Below are 21,003 nucleotides of genomic sequence, written 5' to 3' on the forward strand. Positions count from 1 at the left end.
CGTACCACCGCGCGTTGTCCATGCAAGGTCTTGACGTTCTCGAATCGCTCCAGCAGCGCCGACAGCTCCGCTTCGATTGCCTGCTGAATCACTTGCCGCGCTCCGTGTCGCACCAATTCGTCCAGGCCCAGACCGACTTCCGATAGACCGACAACTGCTTTTTCCGTAAACTTGCTCATGGTGGATGGTTTGTTGTTTGCTGGTTTCCGACTTCGACAATCAGATTCTCAGCTGAAACCTCCACCGCCTTCAATCTCCCGCCTCAACTCCCCCGTACACCAGTTCCGACTTTAGCTCTCGAACCGCTGAGCTGCCGCGATAACGCACGGACTTTGGATGAACATTTGCAAAAGTCGCATCAACGATGATGTCGATCGCCAACGTTTTGTTCGCGCGGTTCAATATTCGCGATCACCGCATCGCCCCAGCTCGGAAAAAGCAGGCCGAACGTGATGCTGATTTTCCACGAGGCGCGAACGCCACAGAAGGCGCAAGTGCGTGTAGATTAGGATCTTGTTGCGACCCGCCACAGTGTCTTCGAGTCGGTCGCCATCGGAGTTAGTCCTGAAGTGCACACAGGAGCCGGCTTGAACACGAAACACAGCAAGAAGGGCCATCTTGAAGCCGCCGCATCACACCACGAGCATGCAGCGCGACATCATCGTGAGGCATCGCGGCATTTCGAGGACGGTCGAGACTTTGCCCACGCCGCACATCAAGCGATGATGGCCCATGGACACACGTTGCATGCGATCGATCAGGCCCACGACGCTGGGGCGCACAGCGCCAATACGCCGTCGATATCGCCTCCATCAAGCGTCTCAGGCGTAAGCGCTGCGGACGTGGCAAGACATCATGCGGCTGCCGTGGAGCTTCACACACAGGCGGCGCAGCATATGCGCCATGCCGTCAAGCTCTTCGATCAAGATCGGAGCGCGGTCTCCCACGACGCACAGCTAGCGCTCTCCCTCGCACTTCGCGCTTTGTCACACGGCAACGAAGCAGCGAGACTATTCGTCACGCTGACTGCCGGTGCTTCGTGAGTCAAGGTTGGTTGACTGCAAGCCAGTCACATCTTGTTTAATGGAGAATTCGGAGTGGTGCTGCGGTATCCGTTTAGACACATTGAACCGCTTTCTGCACTGCATGCACACCCTACAGCACCGGGTTGTTGCGCGGATCTACGGTCGTGGGCCCGTCGTAAAATCCACGCATTGACAGGTATGGCGCAATCGGCGGCCCACTCGCGACTAGGCCTTTCGCTCCAGCATGTCTATTGCGATAGACTTCGCATGCGCTACGGCCTCTTGCGCGTCGGGGAATACACCGAGTTGCTCCCAGTACTCTTCGACTGCGTACGTTCCTTTCATACCGAGTGCTCTCTGAACACGCAGTTGCGCTGCGTACCTGCCGTCCTCCAGTGGTCGAGCAGTCGCTATTACCTTGTGCGGAAGGTCGGATCTTTCTGGCTGAACCAACTCTACTGGACCGCCAGGCAGGCCAATATCTTTCAACTCGTTCCTGATTTTGCAGTCCGGGCAGTAGAAGCACCACCCGCTGTCCTCATGATTGGATCTGACCTGCCCGCGAGCCAGCACAGCACGACATTCAACGTTTTCGCAGATGAACGGCATAGCAGTTTCCCGAGTTGTTTGAAAGAAATCCTAGCATGTACCGACGGCCAATCATCGGCGTTGTTGCTTTGCCCGAGGCTAAGGAAAACCCTCAAGTGGAAGCCGGTGAGGTCGCGCCCAGGGCCTCCTCGCACTTGATCGTTCATATCGGGGTTCGGTTTCCTCGAACCGCTATTCCCGATGCATGCAGCCTGATGTGATCCGCGCGCTCACCATACGAGCAGGCCGTTGACCTGGATCACTTCCGGGAGGATTGGGGCGCTAAAGATAGCGGCCTTATCCCCGACCGCTGCAAGGCCGTGAAGATCTATCGACGCAGTGGAGACGACGTCCGCTGCCAACCCCTTGCGTGTGGCCCTGAGAGAATCTGTGACGTGTCGATGGCTCGCGAGCTTCGGAACCGGCTGCCGCGCGCCAGTCAAATCAGTCTCCGCGGCGACAGGGGACCGTTGTCGCGCTAACGCAAGACTCCGCAACAGCGATGCAGCCACCGTCCGTCGGCGCGACCAGCGCCTGAGCCGGTTCGGGCCAGGGAAAAGCAGACCACGTGCTGTCGGCAGACGTACCGATTGGCAGGTATCATCCCGACGTGGTAAATATTCTTCTGTCGCGGGCGGCCCCTCTGTGTGGAACGGCGGTCGCGAACGCGGATTTTAAACGTCTACAGGTTCGAAAATGGCAACCGGTACAGTTAAATGGTTTAACGATGCAAAGGGCTTTGGGTTCATCACACCGGACGAAGGCGGCGAAGACCTGTTCGCCCACTTCTCAGAAATCAAGACTGAAGGCTTCAAGTCATTGCAGGAAAACCAGAAAGTAAGCTTCGAAGTGAAGATGGGGCCGAAGGGCAAGCAGGCCGCCAATATCAAGCCTGTCTAAGCGGCGCGCGCTACCCTGACAAGTGACCCGCCCCGTGCCGGTCAAGTTTTTTTAGGTTCAGCGTGTCGGGAGTCGGTGCACGGGGTAGCATTCCGGTTCACCGATTCGAGCAGGACCGGCAGGCCCTGCTCATCACCGTCATCTCACTGACAATCAGCCCGCGACGGGCACCGAGACGCTTTCGCTGGCTGGTACAACTGCTACCGGATTGTTCGGCGCGCGCTTCGCGCGCGCCTTCCTCGCCGCAGCTTTCCTGGCTGCGGCCTTCCTCGCTGATACTGGCTTTGGCAGTGCCTTGGCTTTCTTCGCGACAACCGTTTTTTCCTTTACCTTTTTGGTCGCGGCCTGTTTCACGGTTGCCTTGGTGGACGAAACGGCCTTCGAGCCTGAACCGCCCGCTTCCGCGGTGACAATCAGAAACTTCGAACGGTCTTTGGCACCAGCCAACCATGCCGGCGCCGGACCGCGACCACTCCATGTCGCCCCACTCTTTGGGTCACGGTATTTCGGCGCCTGGGGGCCCTTCACGTAGTTGCCCGCCTTCGCGGGTTTCTTCGCGGCAACGGCCGGTTGTGTAACGCTGCCGTCGACCAGAAACTTCGTCCGGTCACGTACGCTCGCGATCCACGCCGGCGCGCGGCCGTGCCCCGTCCAGGTAGCACCCGTCTTCGGATGACGGTACATTGCCGACGCCGCTGGTTTGGCAGTCGTTGCGGCGCCTGGCTTGCGACCACGCTTCTTGCCGCCGGTATGTGCTTCGATGTCCGCAACGGTCAGACCATGCTTCTCCATGATGTCACGAATCTTTGCGATAACGCCGGACGACTGCTTTGCGGCAAGCGCTTCGGCTTGGGCCTGCAATCTGGCGATTTTCGCCTGCACGTTTTCGAGCGTAGCCATGATTTCCTCTTTTGTGTATGTAGTAATGGCCGAACTATGCCAGCAAGTAAGCCGCAGGTCGATAGTGGAGCGCTACAATTCAGGAATGCTTCAATTCAAAACGAACAATTGGGTCCTTCATCGGCTTTGGATAAGCTGAATTTACGGATGAGCGACTGCGACAGGATGGATTCGATAGCGGAACCCTGTTGCCCTCCAGTCTGTGGAGAAAAGCAATGGTGGAAAGGCTGTTTCGATAATCGCATCGCGAGCATCCCGACTCGTCCCGACCTCGAGGATAGAGCCAGCGCACCTCCTGGAAATTCTCCCCTTTATCGACCTGAGCACGCGAAAGAGCGGAGAGTGCTCGCCCGCCCTGGGAAGGTGTCAAGCCAGGTGGTGTTGCGCAAAAGTCATTTGAGTACCTCTTTTAGCGCATTTTCCTGACACACCGATTGTGCTGCGTCATAGAATGAATCTGCTTGCCGTATGAACAGATTCGCAATCGGATACTAATTCGAACGAGAGTCGACTGCGACCATTTGCGTCACCTTCGCGATAGTCCGAAAATGCGCCGTAACAAGGGTTCAACTTAACCAATTGCTGACGTCCCACGGTCAGCCTGTAAAGGCTTGTCTCGCGGCCCCGGTACAATCAGAATGATCGAAGCCCTCAGCGGATCATTTCGACGCCGGACTCAAACCTGATGCCAACGGAAGCTCCCTCGCCGTTCGTTCGCCTTTCTCCCGACGTCCTCTTTAGTCGGGAAGTGCTCGGCCGTCGGCTTGATGAAGAACCGTTTTCGCTCTCCAGCATCGCTGTGCGCCCTACGCCAAGGTCCCGGGCAATCACCCGGAAAAGCGCGGTCCGGTCCGACGTCGCTCCCACTGAACAGCCATCCCTCTTCTGAGCATCGCGGCACTTCGAAGAATCGCGGCCGACGATCTGAGCATCCTCCTCATCCAGTTCTTCCGCGTGATCAGATTCATCATCTGAACAAACGCAGGAGCGCGTCGCGAAGATCCGATACGTCCAGCACGTGCTGCGCGCGTGTGCACGCGACGTAGAGCAGCCGCAGCTCGTCCTCCTCCACAGTCAGGCGACCAGCGACGTATTTGAACAGAAAATCGTTGATGACTTTCACCCGTTTCCATTCAAGGCCCTTGGCCCGGTGCACCGTGGAGATCACGTAATCGGCCTGCGCTTCAGGCGTAATCCGTTGTGCCAGCGAGCGCAGATAGCCGGTTCCGAATTCATCGACAATCCTCACGACGGGAAGCAGATCGGCACCGGCCGCGCTGCGAGCGAAAGTCTGTGCATGGCTATTTTTACCCATCCCCCGAAAACTGAAAATCCTCCTCAAACGCTTGCCGGGCAAGGCACGCCGGGAATGCGCGGTGGCGAAAATCGCCGACCAAACTATGTTGGAGACAGGGAATCGAGTTCCTGCAAGGCACGCCGCAAATCCCTGCTGCGTTCGCTATTCGGATCGGGCGGCTCCTCCAGCAATCGATGGAGCAAGACTTTCAGGTCAGAGACGTAGGCAGGTGCCCACGGCTGAGCGGATGCAATAGCCCGAATCAGGGCACGGTACTCTCCGTACTGGCCGGAGGTGATCGCCGCGACAACTTTCGTGGCGAATTCCATCGGTTCGACTTCTGCGTCGACGCTTACCGTGACCAGATCGGAGCAGGCCTCGTCGAAAACGCAGCTGATTTCCCATCCCTCTTCGGTCGTACGCTCAAAGATTGTTCCAGCCAGCGTGAAGAGCTGCCACATCAGATCCAGCGCAAGATCGGGCGCCGCCCGGGAAACATTCGAGGCAATGGTGACCCGCATGGCGTCGAGCTCCTCTGCCAGTTCGCCGACCTGCTCCGCGTCGAGAAATGACGTTTGCGCGCCGAACTCGCTGATCCACTGGAGAACGGCATCTGGAACGTTTTCGCCTTTTTGTGCGGACAGCTCGAATTGCAACCGACGACGCATGCACAGATTCGTCATAGCCGCCTCGGCCAGCAGCATCGCCAGGCCTTCTGGTCCGACAGCCGCCGACGCTTTGGCATCGATCGGATTCCCCTCGTTCGACATTGCTCCTCCTGCAGAATGAAAGCCGCTGAGGCCACGGTTACTGTGAAATGGTGGATCGCTCGGTTGTGCTACGTTCGGCAAGGCAACTCAAGGCCCGCCCCCTGCCAGCAAGCTCACGCTCAGGCAAAGCGAAACCCTGATTCCCACTTGCGCGCGTTCAAGAATATAAACTCATGTCCGCCTCGCACCGCCTCTCGATCCTCAGACGTGCCGAAATCGACGAACTGTATGCGTTGCCGCGCTTCAACGACGAAGACCGGCACGCGTACTTCGAGCTCGGCAACGCCGAACAGCAGCTCGTCCGGGCGCGCACATTTTCGGTCGCGGTCCACCTCATCCTGCAACTCGGGTACTTCAAGGCCAGATTCCAGTTCTTCCACTACGATCCACCGGCCGTCGCAGATGATCTGCGCTACATCGTCGCACGGCACTTCCCCGACGAAGCGCCTCCCGCCGTAACGATTCCTTCGGCACCCACGCGCCGCGCACTACAGCGCAGCATCCTTGATCTGTTCGGCTTTCGGCTATGCGAGGGTGCCACGAAAGCCGACCTCGAAAAGCGGGCACAGCGCCTCGCGAGGCTTTCCACACAGCCCGCCTTCATCCTGCGCGAATGCCTGCAGTATCTGAAGCACGAACGTGTCGTCGCGCCCACCTACTCATTCCTGCAGGACATGGTTGGCCGTGCGGTCGCTGCGGAACGCCAGCGCGTCTCAGCGCTGCTCGAACGCGCGCTCACCAGGTCAATCGCGCAGCAACTCGATGCGATGGTCGAGGTCGACGACTCGATCTATCAGGTGACGCTCCTCAAGCGCGAACCAAAGGACTTCAGCTACAAGGAACTGCAGCAGGAATCCGAACGCAGAGCTCTCTTCGCACCGATTTACGCCTTCGCCCAGCGGTTTCTTGGCACCACCGGGATCTCGGCGGACAGCATCCGCTACTATGCCTCGCTCGTCACCTTCTACACCGTCTACAAGCTGCGTCGCATGGACCCCGGCGTCGCGCGCCTGTACCTGCTGTGCTTCACCTGCCACCGCTTTCGCCAGGTCAACGACCGCCTGATCGAGGCCTTCATCCGTCTCGTCGACGACTACGAGCAGACTGCGCGGCAGGCTGCCGGCGAGGCGGCGCAAAACGCGCTCACCGAAGCGGGCACCCACCTGAAAGCCGCGGGTGAGGTCCTGCGCCTGTTCGTCGACGGCTCGATTCCATACCATGCCTCCTTTGCCAGCGTGCGTCAGAGAGCTTTCGCGCTGCTCGCGCCAGAACGCATCGAGATCGTTTCACAATACATGTGCAACGTCACCTTCGATAAGGCCAGCTTCGAGTGGTCACGCTATACGGCTCTCTCACACGCGTTCAAACGCAATCTGCGGCATCTGTTTGCCGAACTGGCCGTGGCCGGCCGCGTCGAAGATACGCCGTTGCTCGAAGCCGTCACCTTTCTGCAGGAGTGCCTGCGCAGCGGCACGCCACTTCGACAGTGCAATCCATCGTCCTTTCCCACGGCGTTCATCCCGAAGACACTCAAGCCCCATCTCTATCACCCCGGATCCGGCAAGGCGAAGCGGCTCGATGTGGATCGCTTCGAGTTTCTCGTCTACCGGCTGGTGCGCAACGCACTCGAGGCAGGCGACGTCTTCTGTCACGACAGCAACGAGTTTCGCCGTTTCGAAGACGACCTGATCAGTGACGCGCGCTGGCGGCACAAGGACGCCATACTCAACGAGCTCAACCTGCCGGTCCTGCTCGCGCCCGTCGAGCAGACGCTTGCCGGGTTGCATGATGACATCGAGCGCCTCCTCGAACATGTCAACCATCACATCGACGGAGGCGACGATCCCTACATCAGGATTCGGCACCAGGGCGGCAAGCCTCGCCTGAACCTGGTCTATCCGGAGCCCGATGAGAACGTCAATCACGCCTTCTACGGCCAGATCCCCGGCATCGACATCGCGCGGCTGCTCTGGTTCGTTGCCGGTCGCACCGGCTTTCTCAAGGTATTCACGCATGTGCTCGACCGGTACGTCAAACACGAGGCCGATCCACGGGAGCTCCTCGCCTGCATCATCGCGATGGGCACCAATATGGGGCTGCGCAAAATGGCCGAAGTCTCGGGCCTCAGTTACGCCGCGCTCGTGAGTTGCGCACGCAATTATCTTAGAATCGAAACTGCCCATGCGGCCAACGATGCGATCAGCAACGCGACCGCCGCGCTGCCCGCTTTCCACCTTTTCAACATCGGCGACCAGATCCATTCAAGCAGCGATGGTCAGCGCTTCGAGACCCAGTTCGACACCTTCCAGGCACGCCATTCACCCAGATACTTCGGCCTCGGCAAAGGCATCAGCGCCAACACCGCCGTCGCCAACCATGTACCGTTCAACCTGACCGTCTTCGGCGCTCACGAACACGAGAGCCATTACGTGTTCGATCTGCTCTACAACAACACCTCCGACATCCGCCCGCAGCTGCATTCCACCGACACGCACGGCACCAACCAGGTGAACTACTGGACCCTGTATGCCTTCGGCTATCAGTTCGCGCCGCGCTATCGCGACTTCCATAAGAAACTCGGCGGCCTCGTTGGCCGTCACGCCCCGGGCCACTATGGCAAGTGGCTCGTCAAACCCTCGCGTAAATCCAATGACGAACTGATCATCCGCGAATGGCCCGCCGTGCAGCGCATCATGGCCTCGCTCGGGCAGAAGCAGGTCTCGCAGGCCACCATCGTACGCAAGCTCTCGAGCTACAAGCGCCAGAACCAGACGAAAAAGGCGCTCTGGGAACTCGACAACCTCTGCCGTACGCGCCACATCCTCCGCTTCATCAACGATGTCGATCTGCGCCAATCAGTGCAGAGAGCCCTGAACCGTGGCGAGGCGTACCACCGGCTGCGCCGCGCGGTCGCCTTTGTCAACGGCGGCAAGCAGCGCGTGCATACCGAGGCCGAGCAGCAATTGTGGAACGAGTGCGCCCGCCTGATCGCGAACGCCATCATTCACTACAACACGGCCTTGCTCTCACGCGTCCACGAGCACAAGCGGGCCGCGGGAGACAGGGCCGCGATGGCATTCATCGCAGGCATGTCGCCAGTCGCCTGGCGACACGTCAACCTGTTCGGCGCGATGGATTTCGGCGCCGCGACCGCGCCAGTCGACATCGACGCGCTCGCCTCGTATTACGCCGACCCCGAGTACTGGGCCCGCATGCTGCAGGCGGCAGCCGAAGAGGAGGATGAGGAAGGCTGACACCCGACTTTCAGGACGCCAGTTCCGCCATTTATCTGGCCCGGGAAGCCTTGTCCGTGAGGGGCTAAAGGAGATTTTCAGTTTTCGGGGGTTGGGCGAAAATAGCCAGATTGGTCGCTCACCGTTGCGTTTCTGGAATGGCGTTTCTGTTGCGCAAAACCCGGCTGCGAGGCTTGAACAACCATTGCCGGATGCCAGAAATACGCAACACGTCAAAAGATACCACCACTGACGTTGATCATTCTTTTTATGTCAACTTTAGGCCGACATGCGGACCGCGGCAACCTGTCCTGCTTTTCCCGCCTTGATCAGGCAAGCCCGGCCATCGGGACCAGCTCGCAGCAGCGCTCCAGTATGGCCTGCACCGACGCGGGCCTGGTCATGACCGCATCGACGCCTGGCCAGCTGTGCATCGGGCTTCGCACCGCTGACAGCAGCACAATGCGGCAGCGCCTGGCCTGTCGCCTGCACAGGTCGATCGCCTCGATTTTCGACGCGCGATGCGGCTCGTCATCCAGAAAGACCAGTTGTGGACGTAAGGCAGACAGGCTGTCCGCAAGGTCGCTGCACCTGCTGGACGCCGCGTCAAACCCTTGTAGCTTCGCCAGCTGCAGCACGGACTCCGCAACCGGCTCGCGCTCGTGAACCACGAGCAGCTGGCGGCCGGCGCCAGGCGACTTAAAGCGGCTCGATTCGGCGTCGGCCCTGAGCTGGAGCTGATGCGAGCGCCAGAAAAGATGAGCGACCTCATAGCGCACACGTGCGCGCGCAAATTCCAGCGAATTGCGCCCTTGTGTCCTGAGAACCGCGCACAGCGCGTCAAACGCCTCAGTCAGGCTGCCCGATGACGCGTCGAATGTCTCCCGTGTGCCCATGAACGCCCTTATATTCCGACTTACCGGGTAAAAAGCATAGGTCGTACGGGAATCACCCGAATGTCAGCAGGTCAATTTTGCACGATTCCTTTCAAAGGATGCCGATTCTGTCCGATTCTTTCCTGCTCGCTACCGTCTGACAAAATTTTGTTCTCTCCAGTTAGACCGACGATGGAGAACTGATACCGGTTACGAGCGCTTGATCGTGCGCCCTGCGCCCGGAGGGCACGCGAACGCAGGCTCAAGGGATTCGTAACGGTTTTCAGAGCACGCTTGAGAACCCGCATCGACTTGTCGCCTCAAACGGTGTAGGATTTAGTCATACACAGTCGGGGGGTAATCATGCGCTCAACACGACAGTTCAGCATTACGCTCACGCCGGAACTGGCTGAAATGGTTCACCGCCTGGTCGAGAGCGGGCAATATGCCACCGACAGCGAGGTCATCCGTGATGGCCTTCGCCTGATCGGAGCGCGTGATCGCGCCGTAGAGGCATGGTTGAAAGACGAGGTGGTGCCGGCATACGAGAAGCTCAAAGCGGACCCGTCGCGAGCCATTCCTGAAGAAGATTTCGACGCCCAGATGGAAGCACGTCGGGCGGCGCGGAGACGATCGGTTGCATGAAGAAATACAAGGTCAAGTTCGCGCCCGAGTTTTTCGATCAACTGCTCGACGTCGAAGACTTTATTGCCCGGAATAGCAAATCAGAATTAATCGCCGACAGGTACACAAAATCGGTCAAGGAATACTGCAAGACATTTAAAACCGCAGCGGAGCGCGGTACAAGACGAGACGACCTGATGCCCGGTATTCGAATCGTCGGCTTCGACTCTACGGTGCTCGCCTTCTCCGTTCAGGAAGACGAGGTATGGTTCCTCGGCGTGTTCTACGGCGGTCAGGATTACGAGTCGTACATTCCTTCAAGGCCATCTGTCTTCGGCATCAAAGTAATGAAGTAAAGCCCTGGAAAAAGCCGCCCCGGCGGCTTTTTCGTCAGGGCGTTCCGCCCCATCGCCATCGTTCCTCCCGGAACAGGCGAGGCAGCTTTCGAGTGCCATCAGCCGGCCCGCTTGTCCATGACGTCATGCTTCCATGCGCGATGCCGGCCAGCACGCACGGGCAGCAGCGGGCCTGCAATCGGCGGACGGGCCTTGGGATGAACTGCCGTCGCCCATCTATTCGGCCGCGGACATTGGCGTACTGCGCGGATACGACGTTACCTTCGCGGTTTGGCTCACATGCCTTGCCATCCGACGCCTACTGGCCTCCGGACTGATCGTGTAGAAGCCGATCAGACTCGCCACCACCGACATCACGCCTGCGAGAATGAAACCGGAGTCATAGCCGGCCGAATGCGTCGACGCGTGTCCAATGAAATAGCCCATGAGTGCCGGCGCGATGAGGCCGCCAGTCGTCGCCAGGGCACTGTTGATCGACAGCATCGCTGAACGCTGACCGTCGGGCGTGATCTCCGCGACAATCGCCGAACTTAGAACGAAAGTAATTTGCGGCAGGTTGCATCCGATGGCGAGTAACGCGGTCTTGAGCAACGGCTGCTTGACGCCGTAGACAGCAAGCAGGATGAGCGCGCCGCCAAACAGGGAGAAGCCACACGCCAGCCAGCCGCGTGCACGCACCGACGCGATGCCTTTCTTTAGCATCCGTTCGGACCACCAGGAACCTATCAGGACCATCGGGATGTTGAACGCCGTAAAGAACATGAACATCCAGCCTGTCGTGTTGGCGTCGTAGTGCATCACCGTGCGCAAATAAGATGGCACCCACGTGAAGATCAGCGAGAAGACCCAGTAAGTGGTCCAGTACAGAGCCATGTTGCCGATGAAAGTGCGATCTGTCAGTAGTGTCCAGTAGGGCACATGAGCCGTGTCGATACCTTCCCGTGATGGCGTACTTCCGATCGTGCCCTCCGCGCCGATCAAATACCACAGGACCATCCAGACGAGGCTCGCCATGCCGAGCGCGAAAAAGGCCGCATGCCAGCCGTGACGCACCAGTACATAGCTCAGAACCGGTCCGGAAATCAGGATCCCGCAGGTAGCGCCCTGAAACACGATCGCCGAAGGCAGATTACGCCGGTCATTTGGAAACCATTTGTAGCACGCGTGCAGCGCGAGCGGATAGGCGGGTCCCTCGCCCGCTCCGAGCAGGATGCGGGAGAAAAACAGTAGTGGAACGGAAGCCGCCAATGCCACGGGGAATTGCGCAACCGCCCATATCAGTGAACACCAGAGCAATAGCGTTCTGGATGCGATGCGATTGGCGAAAAAACCGAAGCTGATCGCGGAAATCGAGAATAGAAAAAAGAAGCTGCTTGCAACCATGCCGAATTCCGCGGGCGAAAGATGCAGTTCATTCATCAGTGGGACGGCGACGATGCCAAGCACCGCCTTGTCACAGAAGTTGATGACCATGAACAACGCCAGCAGGATCGTGATGGCCCACGCGCGCACAGACGAAGGGGTTGTTGGTTGCATGATCAGCTCCTGGCAGTGATGCTGCTACCTTTCGACGCTGGGGACCCGGCAGCCGAGCGTTGCAGCCGTTCATATCCGGCAAATACGGTCGGCCGAAGCCGCTGACAGTTGTTACTGTAACCAGAATGCATCATTGTCTCCTTCGATGTCTGCTTTTCTGCAGCACCGCTGTCTGGCGGTAAAAACTATATAGTTATATAGCTTAGACCGACTGTATCCTGACGCTTTTGGCTGCATCAAGCTCTTTGCCCATAGGTTTTAGCCGGCGTCCGTCAGGCGACGTCTATAGGACTGTTCGCGCTCCGCCGCGATTCAGTCGAAGACGATTGCGGCGCCAGGTGCCGGACTGAATCCAAGGTCGCCTCGTTCGATGACGGCTGCGCGCCCGCCATTGGCCGCGAGCAGCACGGCCTGGCGTTCACGAACCAGCTGATCCACACGATGCGGTTCACAGATCGCGAGCAACCGCTGGTGGCATTCCGCCAGAATGGCGGCACAGGCCGGATCTGCCGCCAGATCCTCGAACTCTTCCGGATCGGCCTTCAGGTCGAACAATTGGGGTGGATAGTCGATGTAGTAGACGTACTTGAAGTGACGGTGGCGGATCATGAATGCACCTGTGGTCGAACCCATGCCGTGATACTCGACCAGCACATTACGGTCAGGATGCTCGCCGGCAGCCAGCGTGTCGAGTGAGACACCAGGATATCCCTCGAGCAACCCGGGCTGCGTCTCCCCTGTCGCCTCAAGGATGTACGGGTAGACGTCGACATGACTCGCCGGCGTATCGACCACGCATCCAGCCGCGACATCGGGACCCGCCATGATCAGCGGAACACCCGACGCTTCCTCAAACATTGTCGACTTGCCCCACAGGCCACGTGTACCCAGATTGTCGCCGTGGTCGCTGGTGTAGATGACGCGCGTATCCTCAACGAGCCCGGCGTCCTCGAGCGCTCCCAGCACGAGGCCGATGTTCTCGTCGAGAAACGAACACAGTCCATAGTAGCCGGCCAGCGCTTTTTTCAGCTTCTGGTCGTCGAAGTAATCGTCGTAGTTGAAGCTGCCACGGTAGTCGACCAGGTACGGATGCATCGGACGCTCGTCGCGGCGATACAGCTTCGGCAAAGGAATCTGCCGGTCGTAGTACTTGTAGAAGTGCTGCGGCGGAGCCGTTAGCGGAAAATGTGGCGCGACAAAGGAAACGAACAGTACCCATGGTTTGTCGTGCTTGCGCTTTGCCGCTTCGCGCAGCCATACCTGTGCGCGGGCAGCGATCTCCCTGTCATAAAACGTGTACTGGCTTTCGCCGGGACCCGCAAGATTGGCCATCTTGTAGGCGCCCTTTCGGACGGGCAGATCGCTCCTGACAAGTCCCATCAGATCGCCCTTGCCCTCGATGACATGCATGGGGATGATCTCGTCGCTGAACCCGTGGTCTTCACCTGCGAGCCGGAAGTGCAGCTTGCCAATCGAAACAACCTCGTGACCACGGTCGCGCAGCGTGTGGTGCCAGCTGGGCACGACGCCGTCGTACGCATCTGCATTGTCCCAATAGCCCATCTGATGCACGTACTTGCCGACTGCGAACGACGCTCGTGCAGGAATACACACGGGACTCGTGCAATAAGCCGAGGTAAAACGCGTGCCGCGTGCCGCCAGACGGTCGAGATTCGGCGTTTCCACCATCGGATGCCCTGCACAACCAAGCACCTTCGGGTTGTGCTCATCCGACATGATGATGAGCAGGTTTCTAGCGGGTTTCTCCATGGTCACTCTCCGTTATCACCTATATAGGACTATAGTTTCGCGCAGACAAAAAATTTTTGCGCCAGTTTCGACCCGGCGCAAAGGCACCCTCGCTTCGTGTTCCCAATCCGCTCAGCGTTGCGGCCTGAGTGTCGCACTACCGCCGAGCATCTGTTCCGGGATGCTTAACGTACGGCGCGTCATCGGAATGAAAAACTCCTGGTAATAGACGCATGCCTTTTCTCCCATATGTGCGGCGGCTTGCATGAAAATGCCGACCGAATGCACCTTGACGTTGAGGATTGCAGCAACTGCCTCGTCAAACGGCTCCGCGCGAACCATGTGCCCGATGCGAGTAATTGGAACGTTAAGTTCACGCGCGATCATCGCCTTGAAGTTCACCCCGTTGAGCTTGCTGATCGGGGTGTCCCACAATGCGGGCAACATACGCGAATCCGCGAAGAAATGGGTAAACACGTTGAATTCATTATTCACGTTGATCACGCGGTCGATGCGAAAGAGACTCTCGGTCCTGTTCGGAAAGTACTCGCTCCAGCTGCCGCGCATCTTGACCCGCTCGCGTTTGACAACTTTCGAGTAGACCGGCAGGATCGTCTGCCCGTCATCGTCGAGAAAGCGGCAGTGCCACGGATCCTCGAGGCGCAGATCCGTTTCCGCAACGAAGCTGCCCAGGCCATGCTGCCGGATCACAATGCCCTGCTCGGCCAGGTTGCGCAAAGCCCGTTGAACGGTGCCGAGACTGAACGGCGTCATTTCCGCAAGTTCTTCTTCAGTTGGCAGCTTGTCGCCCGCCTTCCAGTATCCCGAGGTAATGGCCTCCACGAGCGCATCGGTGAGCCTGACATATTTGGGTACACCGTCGCGGCTTGGTCGCCGCAGTGCCTCAAAAACCCTTGAGTGTTCCGTCCCGGTTGCCATGTGGTGTGTGTCGATGAGATCAGCCCTGGAATCGTCCGCGCGACGGACGGCTATCCCAGAATCATACGGGATGGCCCGTTTCAACACTACCTGACCGGCAGGCTCACCAGTTATCGATCGACCCGCGCACATTTCACTGAAGGGTTTCATCCTGGCTCCGTCGAGCTTCAGGCAGACATTGCGACCTTACCGGATGCGCCCATGGCACTGACCTTTTCCGGTAGGACACAGACACCGTTGTCGGCGTCGGCCAGGATCATGTCAGCGGCTTTCTCGCCTATCATGATCGCCGCTGCGTTTGTGTTGCCGGAGACCAGCGTCGGCATGATTGACGCGTCAGCCACACGCAGGCGGGCGACGCCACGCACCCGCAGATGATCGTCGACGACGGACATCGGATCATGGCCCATCTTGCAAGTGCCGACGGGGTGAAAAATGCTGGACCCACACTGTCGCACAAACTCGAGTAACGCCTCATCTGTCAGTGTGCGACGCCCCGGGAGGTATTCGTCGAGAATGTACGGCGACAGCGCGCGCGAAGCCGCCAACGCCCGCGCAAACCTGACACCCGCGACCATGACGGCCCGATCGCGCTCGTCGCTCAGATAGTGCGGCCGCATTTCGGGTGCGACCTGCGGGTCTGTGGAGCGAATCCTCACGGTGCCGCGGCTTTGTGGGCGCAACTGGCACATCGACATCGTGAAGCCCGAGAATTTGTGCGGCTTGCCCGCCGTCATATCCGCGCTGATTGTGCCGAAGTGAAACTGGATATCTGGTGTCTTGGCGTCCGGCATCGCACGCGCGAACATTCCGCCCAATTGAATACCGATCGCCAATGGGCCCCTGCGGAACATCAGATACTTCAGCCCGATTTTCGCGCGCCGCCACAGACTCTTCAGGTCGTCATTGGTGGTAATCGGCTTGCCGCACTTGTAAATCAACCGTACCTGCAAGTGATCCTGAAGGTTCTCACCTACACCTGGCAGATCGACGTTTAGCGGAACGCCGTAGCGACCCAGCAATTCCGCCGGACCGATTCCTGAGAGCTGCAGAATTTGAGGTGACTGAATCGCCCCGGCACAAAGCACGACCTCGCGTGCTGCGCGCACCGTCCGGGTCGCCCCGTTCTGGCGATACACAACGCCGGTCGCGACTTGCCCGTCTATCAGCACGCGCTCGGTCATCGCATCGGTTTCTATGTGCAGGTTCGCGCGGCCACGCGCCGGCTTCAGATAAGCGACAGCCGTCGAACATCGAAGCCCATTGCGGGAGGTCAACTGAAAGTAGCCGGCGCCTTCCTGTCGCTCGCCGTTAAAGTCATCCGTGCGCGGCACTCCCAGTTCGTTGGCCGCGTTGATAAACGCGTCAACCAGTTCATGTCGCTCGGTGATCGACGACACATGCAATGGCCCGTTGTCACCGTGATAGGCGTCGGCACCGCGATGATTGTGTTCGGAGCGAACGAAGTACGGCAACACGTCGCGCCATGACCAGCCGGCGTTGCCTTCGGCCGCCCAGTGGTCGTAGTCTTGTGCCTGCCCACGAATGTAGACGAGGCCATTGATCGAACTGGAGCCGCCCAACGTGCGTCCGCGCGGCCAGTAGATTTTCCGCTGGTTCAGCTCGGGCTCGGGCTCGGTATAAAATTGCCAGTTGTATTTTGCGTTGAACATCGTCTTGCCATAGCCGATCGGCACGTGGATCCACAGGTGCTTATCAGGAGGCCCCGCCTCCAGCAACAGTACCGAGTACTTGCCGTTCTCGCTCAGGCGAGCCGCCAGCGTGCTGCCTGCCGAACCTGCGCCAACGATCACGTAGTCGTAGATGCGCTCCTTCATCCCTGTCTCCTTTACCAATTTGCGTTTCTCGTATGTCGGGCAAGGTCGTGCGTGTTACAGGTCCAGCACCAGCAATTCGGACTTCGACCGTGAGCAGCAAGGCATCAGGTACTCCCCTTTTTCTACATCGTCGAGGACGTAGTCGCAGTGTTCGGGCGTACCTTCGAGGTAGCGTGTCTTGCATGTTCCGCACACCCCGGCTTCGCAAGAGGTTTCACACGACATGCCAGCCTCCCGCAGAACCTGGACGATGCTTTTTTCCGCCGGCACGCTTAGCAACTGGCCGGAGCTGGCGATCTTGATCCGGAATCCGCCGGTCGCCACCGCATCGGCCGCCTCGCCCGTTTCGCGCGGCCAGACCGCAGGGGGTGCCGCAAAGTACTCGCAGTGGACAGTGCCCTGCGGCCAGTGCGCCGAAGCCCGTGCAATCGCACTCATCAGACCGACGGGCCCGCAGTAATACAGATGGGTACCCGGTTCGGGTTTGCGCAGCAGGTCGGTAACCGGCAACCCGTCCGACGGTACGCCGCGATCGTAGTGAGCGATCGCGCGGCCCCGCTTGAACTGCCCCTCGAGGCGGTCGAGGAATGCCGCGCGCCGCGGCTCTCGTGCGCAATAGTGCAGCGTGTACGAATCTCCGCGCGCCTCCAGCGTTTCAACCATTGCCAGCATCGGGGTTATACCGATGCCGCCGGCGATCAGCAGATGGTGACGCGCGCGTTCTGAAAGCTGGAAGTTGTTGCGGGGTGTTGACACCCGGAGCGCGTCGCCCGCGCGTACGCCCGCGTGCAGGGCTGCCGACCCGCCCCGCCCATCAACCACGTTAAGCACGCCGATCAGGTAGCGGTGTCGTTCGCGGGGATCGTTGCACAGCGAATACTGCCGCACGAATCCACCCGGAATATGTACGTCGATGTGCGAGCCAGCGGTAAACGCTGGCAGCAGATCATCGCCGGGCGCGACGAGTTCGTACGCATTGATGCCGATTGCTTCGTTCACGATCGAGCGTACGCGCAGTTCTAGCATGATTGGCCTCGCTTCGATAGACGACTAGCGGCCCGATGCCGCGGCGATTTCAACAGACTGCACGACGAAGCCTTCGCCCTGGCCGTCGATTTCATCCAGTCGCCTGCGTACGTGCGCATCACGCTCGTGGCTCGGCAAATCGTCGGCTTCCTTGAGGATGCTCAATACCAGCTTGCCGACACGTTGCAGCAACGCGCGGTCGTCTGCATTCTTCGGGACGGTCAGGACGGAATCCTGCGCGTACATGGGTAGCGTGTCGCCATTGGCCCGCGCCCGGGTACGTGTTGTATCTTTTGGCAACAGGCCTCGCGCGCCCTCACGTAGAAGCTTGCGGCACATGTAGACACCAATGTCCGACTTGCCAGGATGCTCACCCGCGTGTATGGCAACCGGGCGTTGACTCACCAGCGCCTCCCAATCACCCGGCGCACGCTGGCCCTCTTCGTACGTACGGTTGCCGGTCTGTCCGACCAGGAAGTCGATCTTGTCGACTCCACAATCCTCCGCGCTGCCGAGATGGTCCGGATCGACCTCATCGTTGAAATGGCGCCAACCGAAAATGATCATGTGCGTGTCGTCGACGGGAACCTGCCAGCGCGTCATGGCCGTCGTCGAGTGACGCTCGCGCGCTGCGGTCGGCACCAGCGAACCGATTTGCAGAAAGTTCGGAAACACCATTTCCGTAATGCGCACCCACACCTTGTCTTCGGGCAAACGCCGCGAAGCAATGAAGATCATGCCGTTGCCGCCCCGAGTGGCCTCCCACTGCATTACCGGCATGTCGCCGAAGCCATCGAGCGAGACGCCAGCTGAAGTTTCATCGTCCACGCCTTCAACGGTCATGTGGTTATGCAGCACCGCGGTGTGCATATGATCCATGATGTTCTCAAATACCTGCAGCCAGTTGCATGGATAGACGTTCGAGAACGGAACGAGCCGTGTACCTCCAGGCTGCACATAGCTGTCAAAGACTGGAAACTCAGGCCTCTCGTCAGGACGTCCAAAGTAGGCGAACACGAGGCCGTCACGCTCGAATGCCGGATAAGCGCCCTGACAGACCGTTTCCTTCAGGCGACTCTCGGGCGGCTCACAGGGAGTATCGAGCAACGTGCCGTCTGCGCTGTAATGCCAGCCGTGGTAGCAACAGCGAATGCCCTCGTCGGTGACAATGCCGTATTCCAGCGAAGCGCCTCGATGGCTGCAATGCCGATGAAGCACGCCCACCCCGCCCTTCCTGTTCCGAAACGCGACGAGATCTTCGCCGAGAATGCGGATCGCTTTCGGCAGGTCCGTCAGTTCCTCTGACAGGCACACCGGCTGCCAGAAGCGACGCATGTACTCGCCCATTGGCGTGCCGGGATCGGTGGACGTGAGTTCCGTGTCCGGAACCAGTTCGCCACGCCGGTAGTAGCCGCCAAACGGCATATGTTTGATGACGGCGGGCTTCATCGTTTCGCTCATGATGCTCCTCATGAAAAGTAGGGGTTTCGCGTGAGGGTTGCGTCTTGCGACGCAGTCAGACCAACGAGGCCTGACTGACGTATTTCGTGTGGAGGTAGGCGTCAAGGCCTTCGGGACCACCTTCGTAGCCAATGCCGCTGGTTTTAAGGCCACCAATCGGCGCGTCCGCAAGGGACGGTGTGAAGCTGTTGATCCCTAGCCACCCGGCCTCCAGGGACTCGACGAGCTGCGAGGCGCGCGTTAGCGAGTCGGTAAATGCATAGGCTGCGAGACCGAACTCGACGCCGTTGGCCTTGGCAATCGCTTCTTCTGTCGTGGCGAACGGCATGATCGGCACGACTGGGCAGAACGGCTCTTCATTCAGGATCGATGCACCTTCGTCAACGCAGGTGAGCACGGTGGGCTCAAAGAAATAGCCACGCGTCCCAACGCGCTTCCCGCCTGTTTCGATCCGCGCTCCGCGTGCGCACGCGTCTTCGACGAAGGCTTCTGCCGCCCTGAGACGTCGCACGTTGTTCAGCGGTCCCATTTTCGTGCCCGGCCGCAAACCGTCGCCGACTTCGATGCGCTGCGCGGCGGCCACGAAGCGCGCTACGAACGCGTCATAGATGCGCTCGTGCACGTAGAACCGGTTTGGCGACAGGCACACCTGTCCGGCGTTGCGGTACTTGAACGCCGCGCACATCGTGGCGATGCGTTCGACATCGACATCATCGAACACGATCACAGGCGAGTGGCCGCCCAATTCCATCGTCACCGGTTTCAACTGCTCGCCAGCTAATTTGCAGAGTAGGCGGCCGATCGGCACTGACCCGGTGAACGACACCTTCTTGATCGTCGTCGACGCTATCAGATGATTCGATACCTGTGCTGGCACCCCGAACACCATGTTGATTACGCCTGCGGGAACGCCAGCGTCTGTGAAAGCCTGTGCGAGAGCAATGCACGACGCGGGCGTCTCCTCGGCCGGCTTGATCACGGTGGAACAACCGGCTGCCAGCGCCGCCGCGACCTTGCGTGCGGCCAGTACCACCGGGAAGTTCCACGGCGCAAAAGCTGCGACTGGCCCGACAGGCCGCTTGATAGTCATCTCAGACAAGGCACGCGACCGCGGCACCATCACCCGGCCATAGGTACGCTTGCCCTCTTCCGCCGTCCACTCGATCGTCTCGATTGCGCGGTCCAGTTCACCGAGGGAATCGACCAACGGTTTGCCGTTCTCAAGCGTCAGCACGCGGGCGATTGATTCCTTGCGTTCCTTGAGCAGCTGCGCCGCACGCATCATCAGGCGAGCACGTTGGTGCGCAGACATCGCGCTCCAGATATGAAAGCCGCGCTGCGCGGCATGCAACGCTGCATCCAGATCGGCCTCGGTCGCAAGCGGCAGTTCCGCGAGGGGCGCTTCAGTGGCCGGATTAGTCACAACATGGACGTTACGTCCGCCCCTGTGCCATTCCCCGTTGATTAGCAGGCCAAGATCCTGTGGGTAGGCGTCGTTCATACGAAGACCCTCCCGCGCAGACAGACCGGATGGCAAGCTCTCTCTCTTCCCCGCCGGCACGCGGGCATCACCGAGTGGTCGCAGGGGTAAAAGAGAGAGCCGATGCTCAAACGGCGCCGGTACAAGGTACTCATGGTTCAGTCTCCAGCGGGAGCGTTAAGTTGGGTAAACTATAGTCCTATATAGTTAGTCCGACAACCCGATCCCCGCCGGGGAGAAACCCTGGTTAGGAAACGCTTCCTGTAAGGTCAGCAAAATGTTCGACCGATCAGCTCAACGGCGAAACGGATGACATGGTGGGAGACAACGCCCCATAGTCGAAGTGGCCTCTCTGTCGCTGACATTGCTCGCGTCGTATGCGACAGTTAGAAGGACCGTACATGTA

The 21,003-nt window shown here is 59.4% G+C and carries 17 protein-coding genes and 1 pseudogene; 5 read left to right on the forward strand and 13 right to left on the reverse strand.

The window, feature by feature from the left end; all coding sequences use genetic code 11:
- Window positions 1–179 (reverse strand): annotated as a pseudogene (locus GCT13_RS36775) (IS256 family transposase); the annotation flags it as partial.
- Window positions 180–587: 408 nt separating this feature from the next.
- On the opposite strand from GCT13_RS36775, the gene GCT13_RS48715 reads away from it, so the two are divergent.
- A complete protein-coding gene (locus GCT13_RS48715) occupies window positions 588–1,043 on the forward strand; it encodes a hypothetical protein (protein WP_193727851.1) in 456 nt (151 codons plus the stop codon).
- Window positions 1,044–1,250: 207 nt separating this feature from the next.
- Here the strand turns inward: GCT13_RS48715 and GCT13_RS49865 are convergent, their stop codons facing one another.
- Entirely contained in the window at window positions 1,251–1,634 is a 384-nt protein-coding gene (locus GCT13_RS49865) for a hypothetical protein (RefSeq protein WP_152766796.1), read from the reverse strand.
- Window positions 1,635–2,309: 675 nt separating this feature from the next.
- Here GCT13_RS49865 and GCT13_RS36785 point away from each other — a divergent pair.
- Window positions 2,310–2,513: a cold-shock protein gene (locus tag GCT13_RS36785; protein WP_007577962.1), complete on the forward strand. Its 204-nt coding sequence runs from the start codon at window positions 2,310–2,312 to the stop codon at window positions 2,511–2,513.
- A gap of 153 nt (window positions 2,514–2,666) precedes the next feature.
- Here GCT13_RS36785 and GCT13_RS36790 read toward each other — a convergent pair whose 3' ends face one another.
- The 3 genes from GCT13_RS36790 to GCT13_RS36800 all read right to left on the reverse strand — a co-directional run bounded on the left by GCT13_RS36790 (window position 2,667) and on the right by GCT13_RS36800 (window position 5,480).
- Window positions 2,667–3,413 carry an H-NS family nucleoid-associated regulatory protein gene (locus GCT13_RS36790; protein ID WP_152766798.1) on the reverse strand — a complete coding sequence of 249 codons (747 nt, stop codon included), beginning with the start codon at window positions 3,411–3,413 and terminating at the stop codon, window positions 2,667–2,669.
- A 967-nt stretch (window positions 3,414–4,380) separates the two neighbouring features.
- Window positions 4,381–4,770, reverse strand: coding sequence for a 3'-5' exonuclease (locus tag GCT13_RS36795; protein WP_227747205.1), 390 nt, complete (start codon window positions 4,768–4,770; stop codon window positions 4,381–4,383).
- Between the two features lie 41 nt (window positions 4,771–4,811).
- Window positions 4,812–5,480, reverse strand: coding sequence for a DUF6880 family protein (locus tag GCT13_RS36800; protein ID WP_152766800.1), 669 nt, complete (start codon window positions 5,478–5,480; stop codon window positions 4,812–4,814).
- A gap of 173 nt (window positions 5,481–5,653) precedes the next feature.
- Between GCT13_RS36800 and GCT13_RS36805 the strand changes: the two genes are divergently transcribed.
- Window positions 5,654–8,734: a Tn3 family transposase gene (locus GCT13_RS36805; RefSeq protein ID WP_152766802.1), complete on the forward strand. Its 3,081-nt coding sequence runs from the start codon at window positions 5,654–5,656 to the stop codon at window positions 8,732–8,734.
- A gap of 308 nt (window positions 8,735–9,042) precedes the next feature.
- Here the strand turns inward: GCT13_RS36805 and GCT13_RS36810 are convergent, their stop codons facing one another.
- Window positions 9,043–9,609 (reverse strand): hypothetical protein, encoded by a 567-nt coding sequence (locus tag GCT13_RS36810; protein ID WP_152766805.1) that lies wholly within the window; start codon window positions 9,607–9,609, stop codon window positions 9,043–9,045.
- Between the two features lie 342 nt (window positions 9,610–9,951).
- Between GCT13_RS36810 and GCT13_RS36815 the strand changes: the two genes are divergently transcribed.
- On the forward strand, window positions 9,952–10,233 hold the full coding sequence (locus GCT13_RS36815; protein WP_152766807.1) for a type II toxin-antitoxin system ParD family antitoxin: 282 nt from the start codon (window positions 9,952–9,954) through the stop codon (window positions 10,231–10,233).
- Window positions 10,230–10,568 carry a type II toxin-antitoxin system RelE/ParE family toxin gene (locus GCT13_RS36820; protein WP_152766809.1) on the forward strand — a complete coding sequence of 113 codons (339 nt, stop codon included), beginning with the start codon at window positions 10,230–10,232 and terminating at the stop codon, window positions 10,566–10,568. Before GCT13_RS36815 ends, GCT13_RS36820 begins: the two co-directional genes overlap by 4 nt.
- A gap of 216 nt (window positions 10,569–10,784) precedes the next feature.
- Here GCT13_RS36820 and GCT13_RS36825 read toward each other — a convergent pair whose 3' ends face one another.
- The 7 genes from GCT13_RS36825 to GCT13_RS36855 form a co-directional block, all read right to left on the reverse strand.
- On the reverse strand, window positions 10,785–12,104 hold the full coding sequence (locus GCT13_RS36825; RefSeq protein WP_152766812.1) for an MFS transporter: 1,320 nt from the start codon (window positions 12,102–12,104) through the stop codon (window positions 10,785–10,787).
- Window positions 12,105–12,416: 312 nt separating this feature from the next.
- A complete protein-coding gene (locus GCT13_RS36830; RefSeq protein ID WP_152766815.1) occupies window positions 12,417–13,874 on the reverse strand; it encodes a sulfatase-like hydrolase/transferase in 1,458 nt (485 codons plus the stop codon).
- A 111-nt stretch (window positions 13,875–13,985) separates the two neighbouring features.
- Complete coding sequence (locus tag GCT13_RS36835) at window positions 13,986–14,942, reverse strand: GntR family transcriptional regulator (protein ID WP_227747206.1); 957 nt, start codon at window positions 14,940–14,942, stop codon at window positions 13,986–13,988.
- Window positions 14,943–14,959: 17 nt separating this feature from the next.
- Complete coding sequence (locus GCT13_RS36840; protein ID WP_152766816.1) at window positions 14,960–16,630, reverse strand: GMC family oxidoreductase; 1,671 nt, start codon at window positions 16,628–16,630, stop codon at window positions 14,960–14,962.
- A gap of 54 nt (window positions 16,631–16,684) precedes the next feature.
- On the reverse strand, window positions 16,685–17,656 hold the full coding sequence (locus tag GCT13_RS36845; RefSeq protein WP_152766818.1) for a PDR/VanB family oxidoreductase: 972 nt from the start codon (window positions 17,654–17,656) through the stop codon (window positions 16,685–16,687).
- 24 nt (window positions 17,657–17,680) lie between these two features.
- Window positions 17,681–19,117, reverse strand: coding sequence for a Rieske 2Fe-2S domain-containing protein (locus tag GCT13_RS36850; protein WP_152766820.1), 1,437 nt, complete (start codon window positions 19,115–19,117; stop codon window positions 17,681–17,683).
- A 55-nt stretch (window positions 19,118–19,172) separates the two neighbouring features.
- Complete coding sequence (locus GCT13_RS36855; protein WP_152766822.1) at window positions 19,173–20,618, reverse strand: NAD-dependent succinate-semialdehyde dehydrogenase; 1,446 nt, start codon at window positions 20,616–20,618, stop codon at window positions 19,173–19,175.
- Between the last annotated feature and the right edge of the window lie 385 nt (window positions 20,619–21,003).

This window comes from Paraburkholderia franconis, from assembly GCF_009362735.1.
Taxonomy (GTDB): Bacteria; Pseudomonadota; Gammaproteobacteria; order Burkholderiales; family Burkholderiaceae; genus Paraburkholderia; species Paraburkholderia franconis.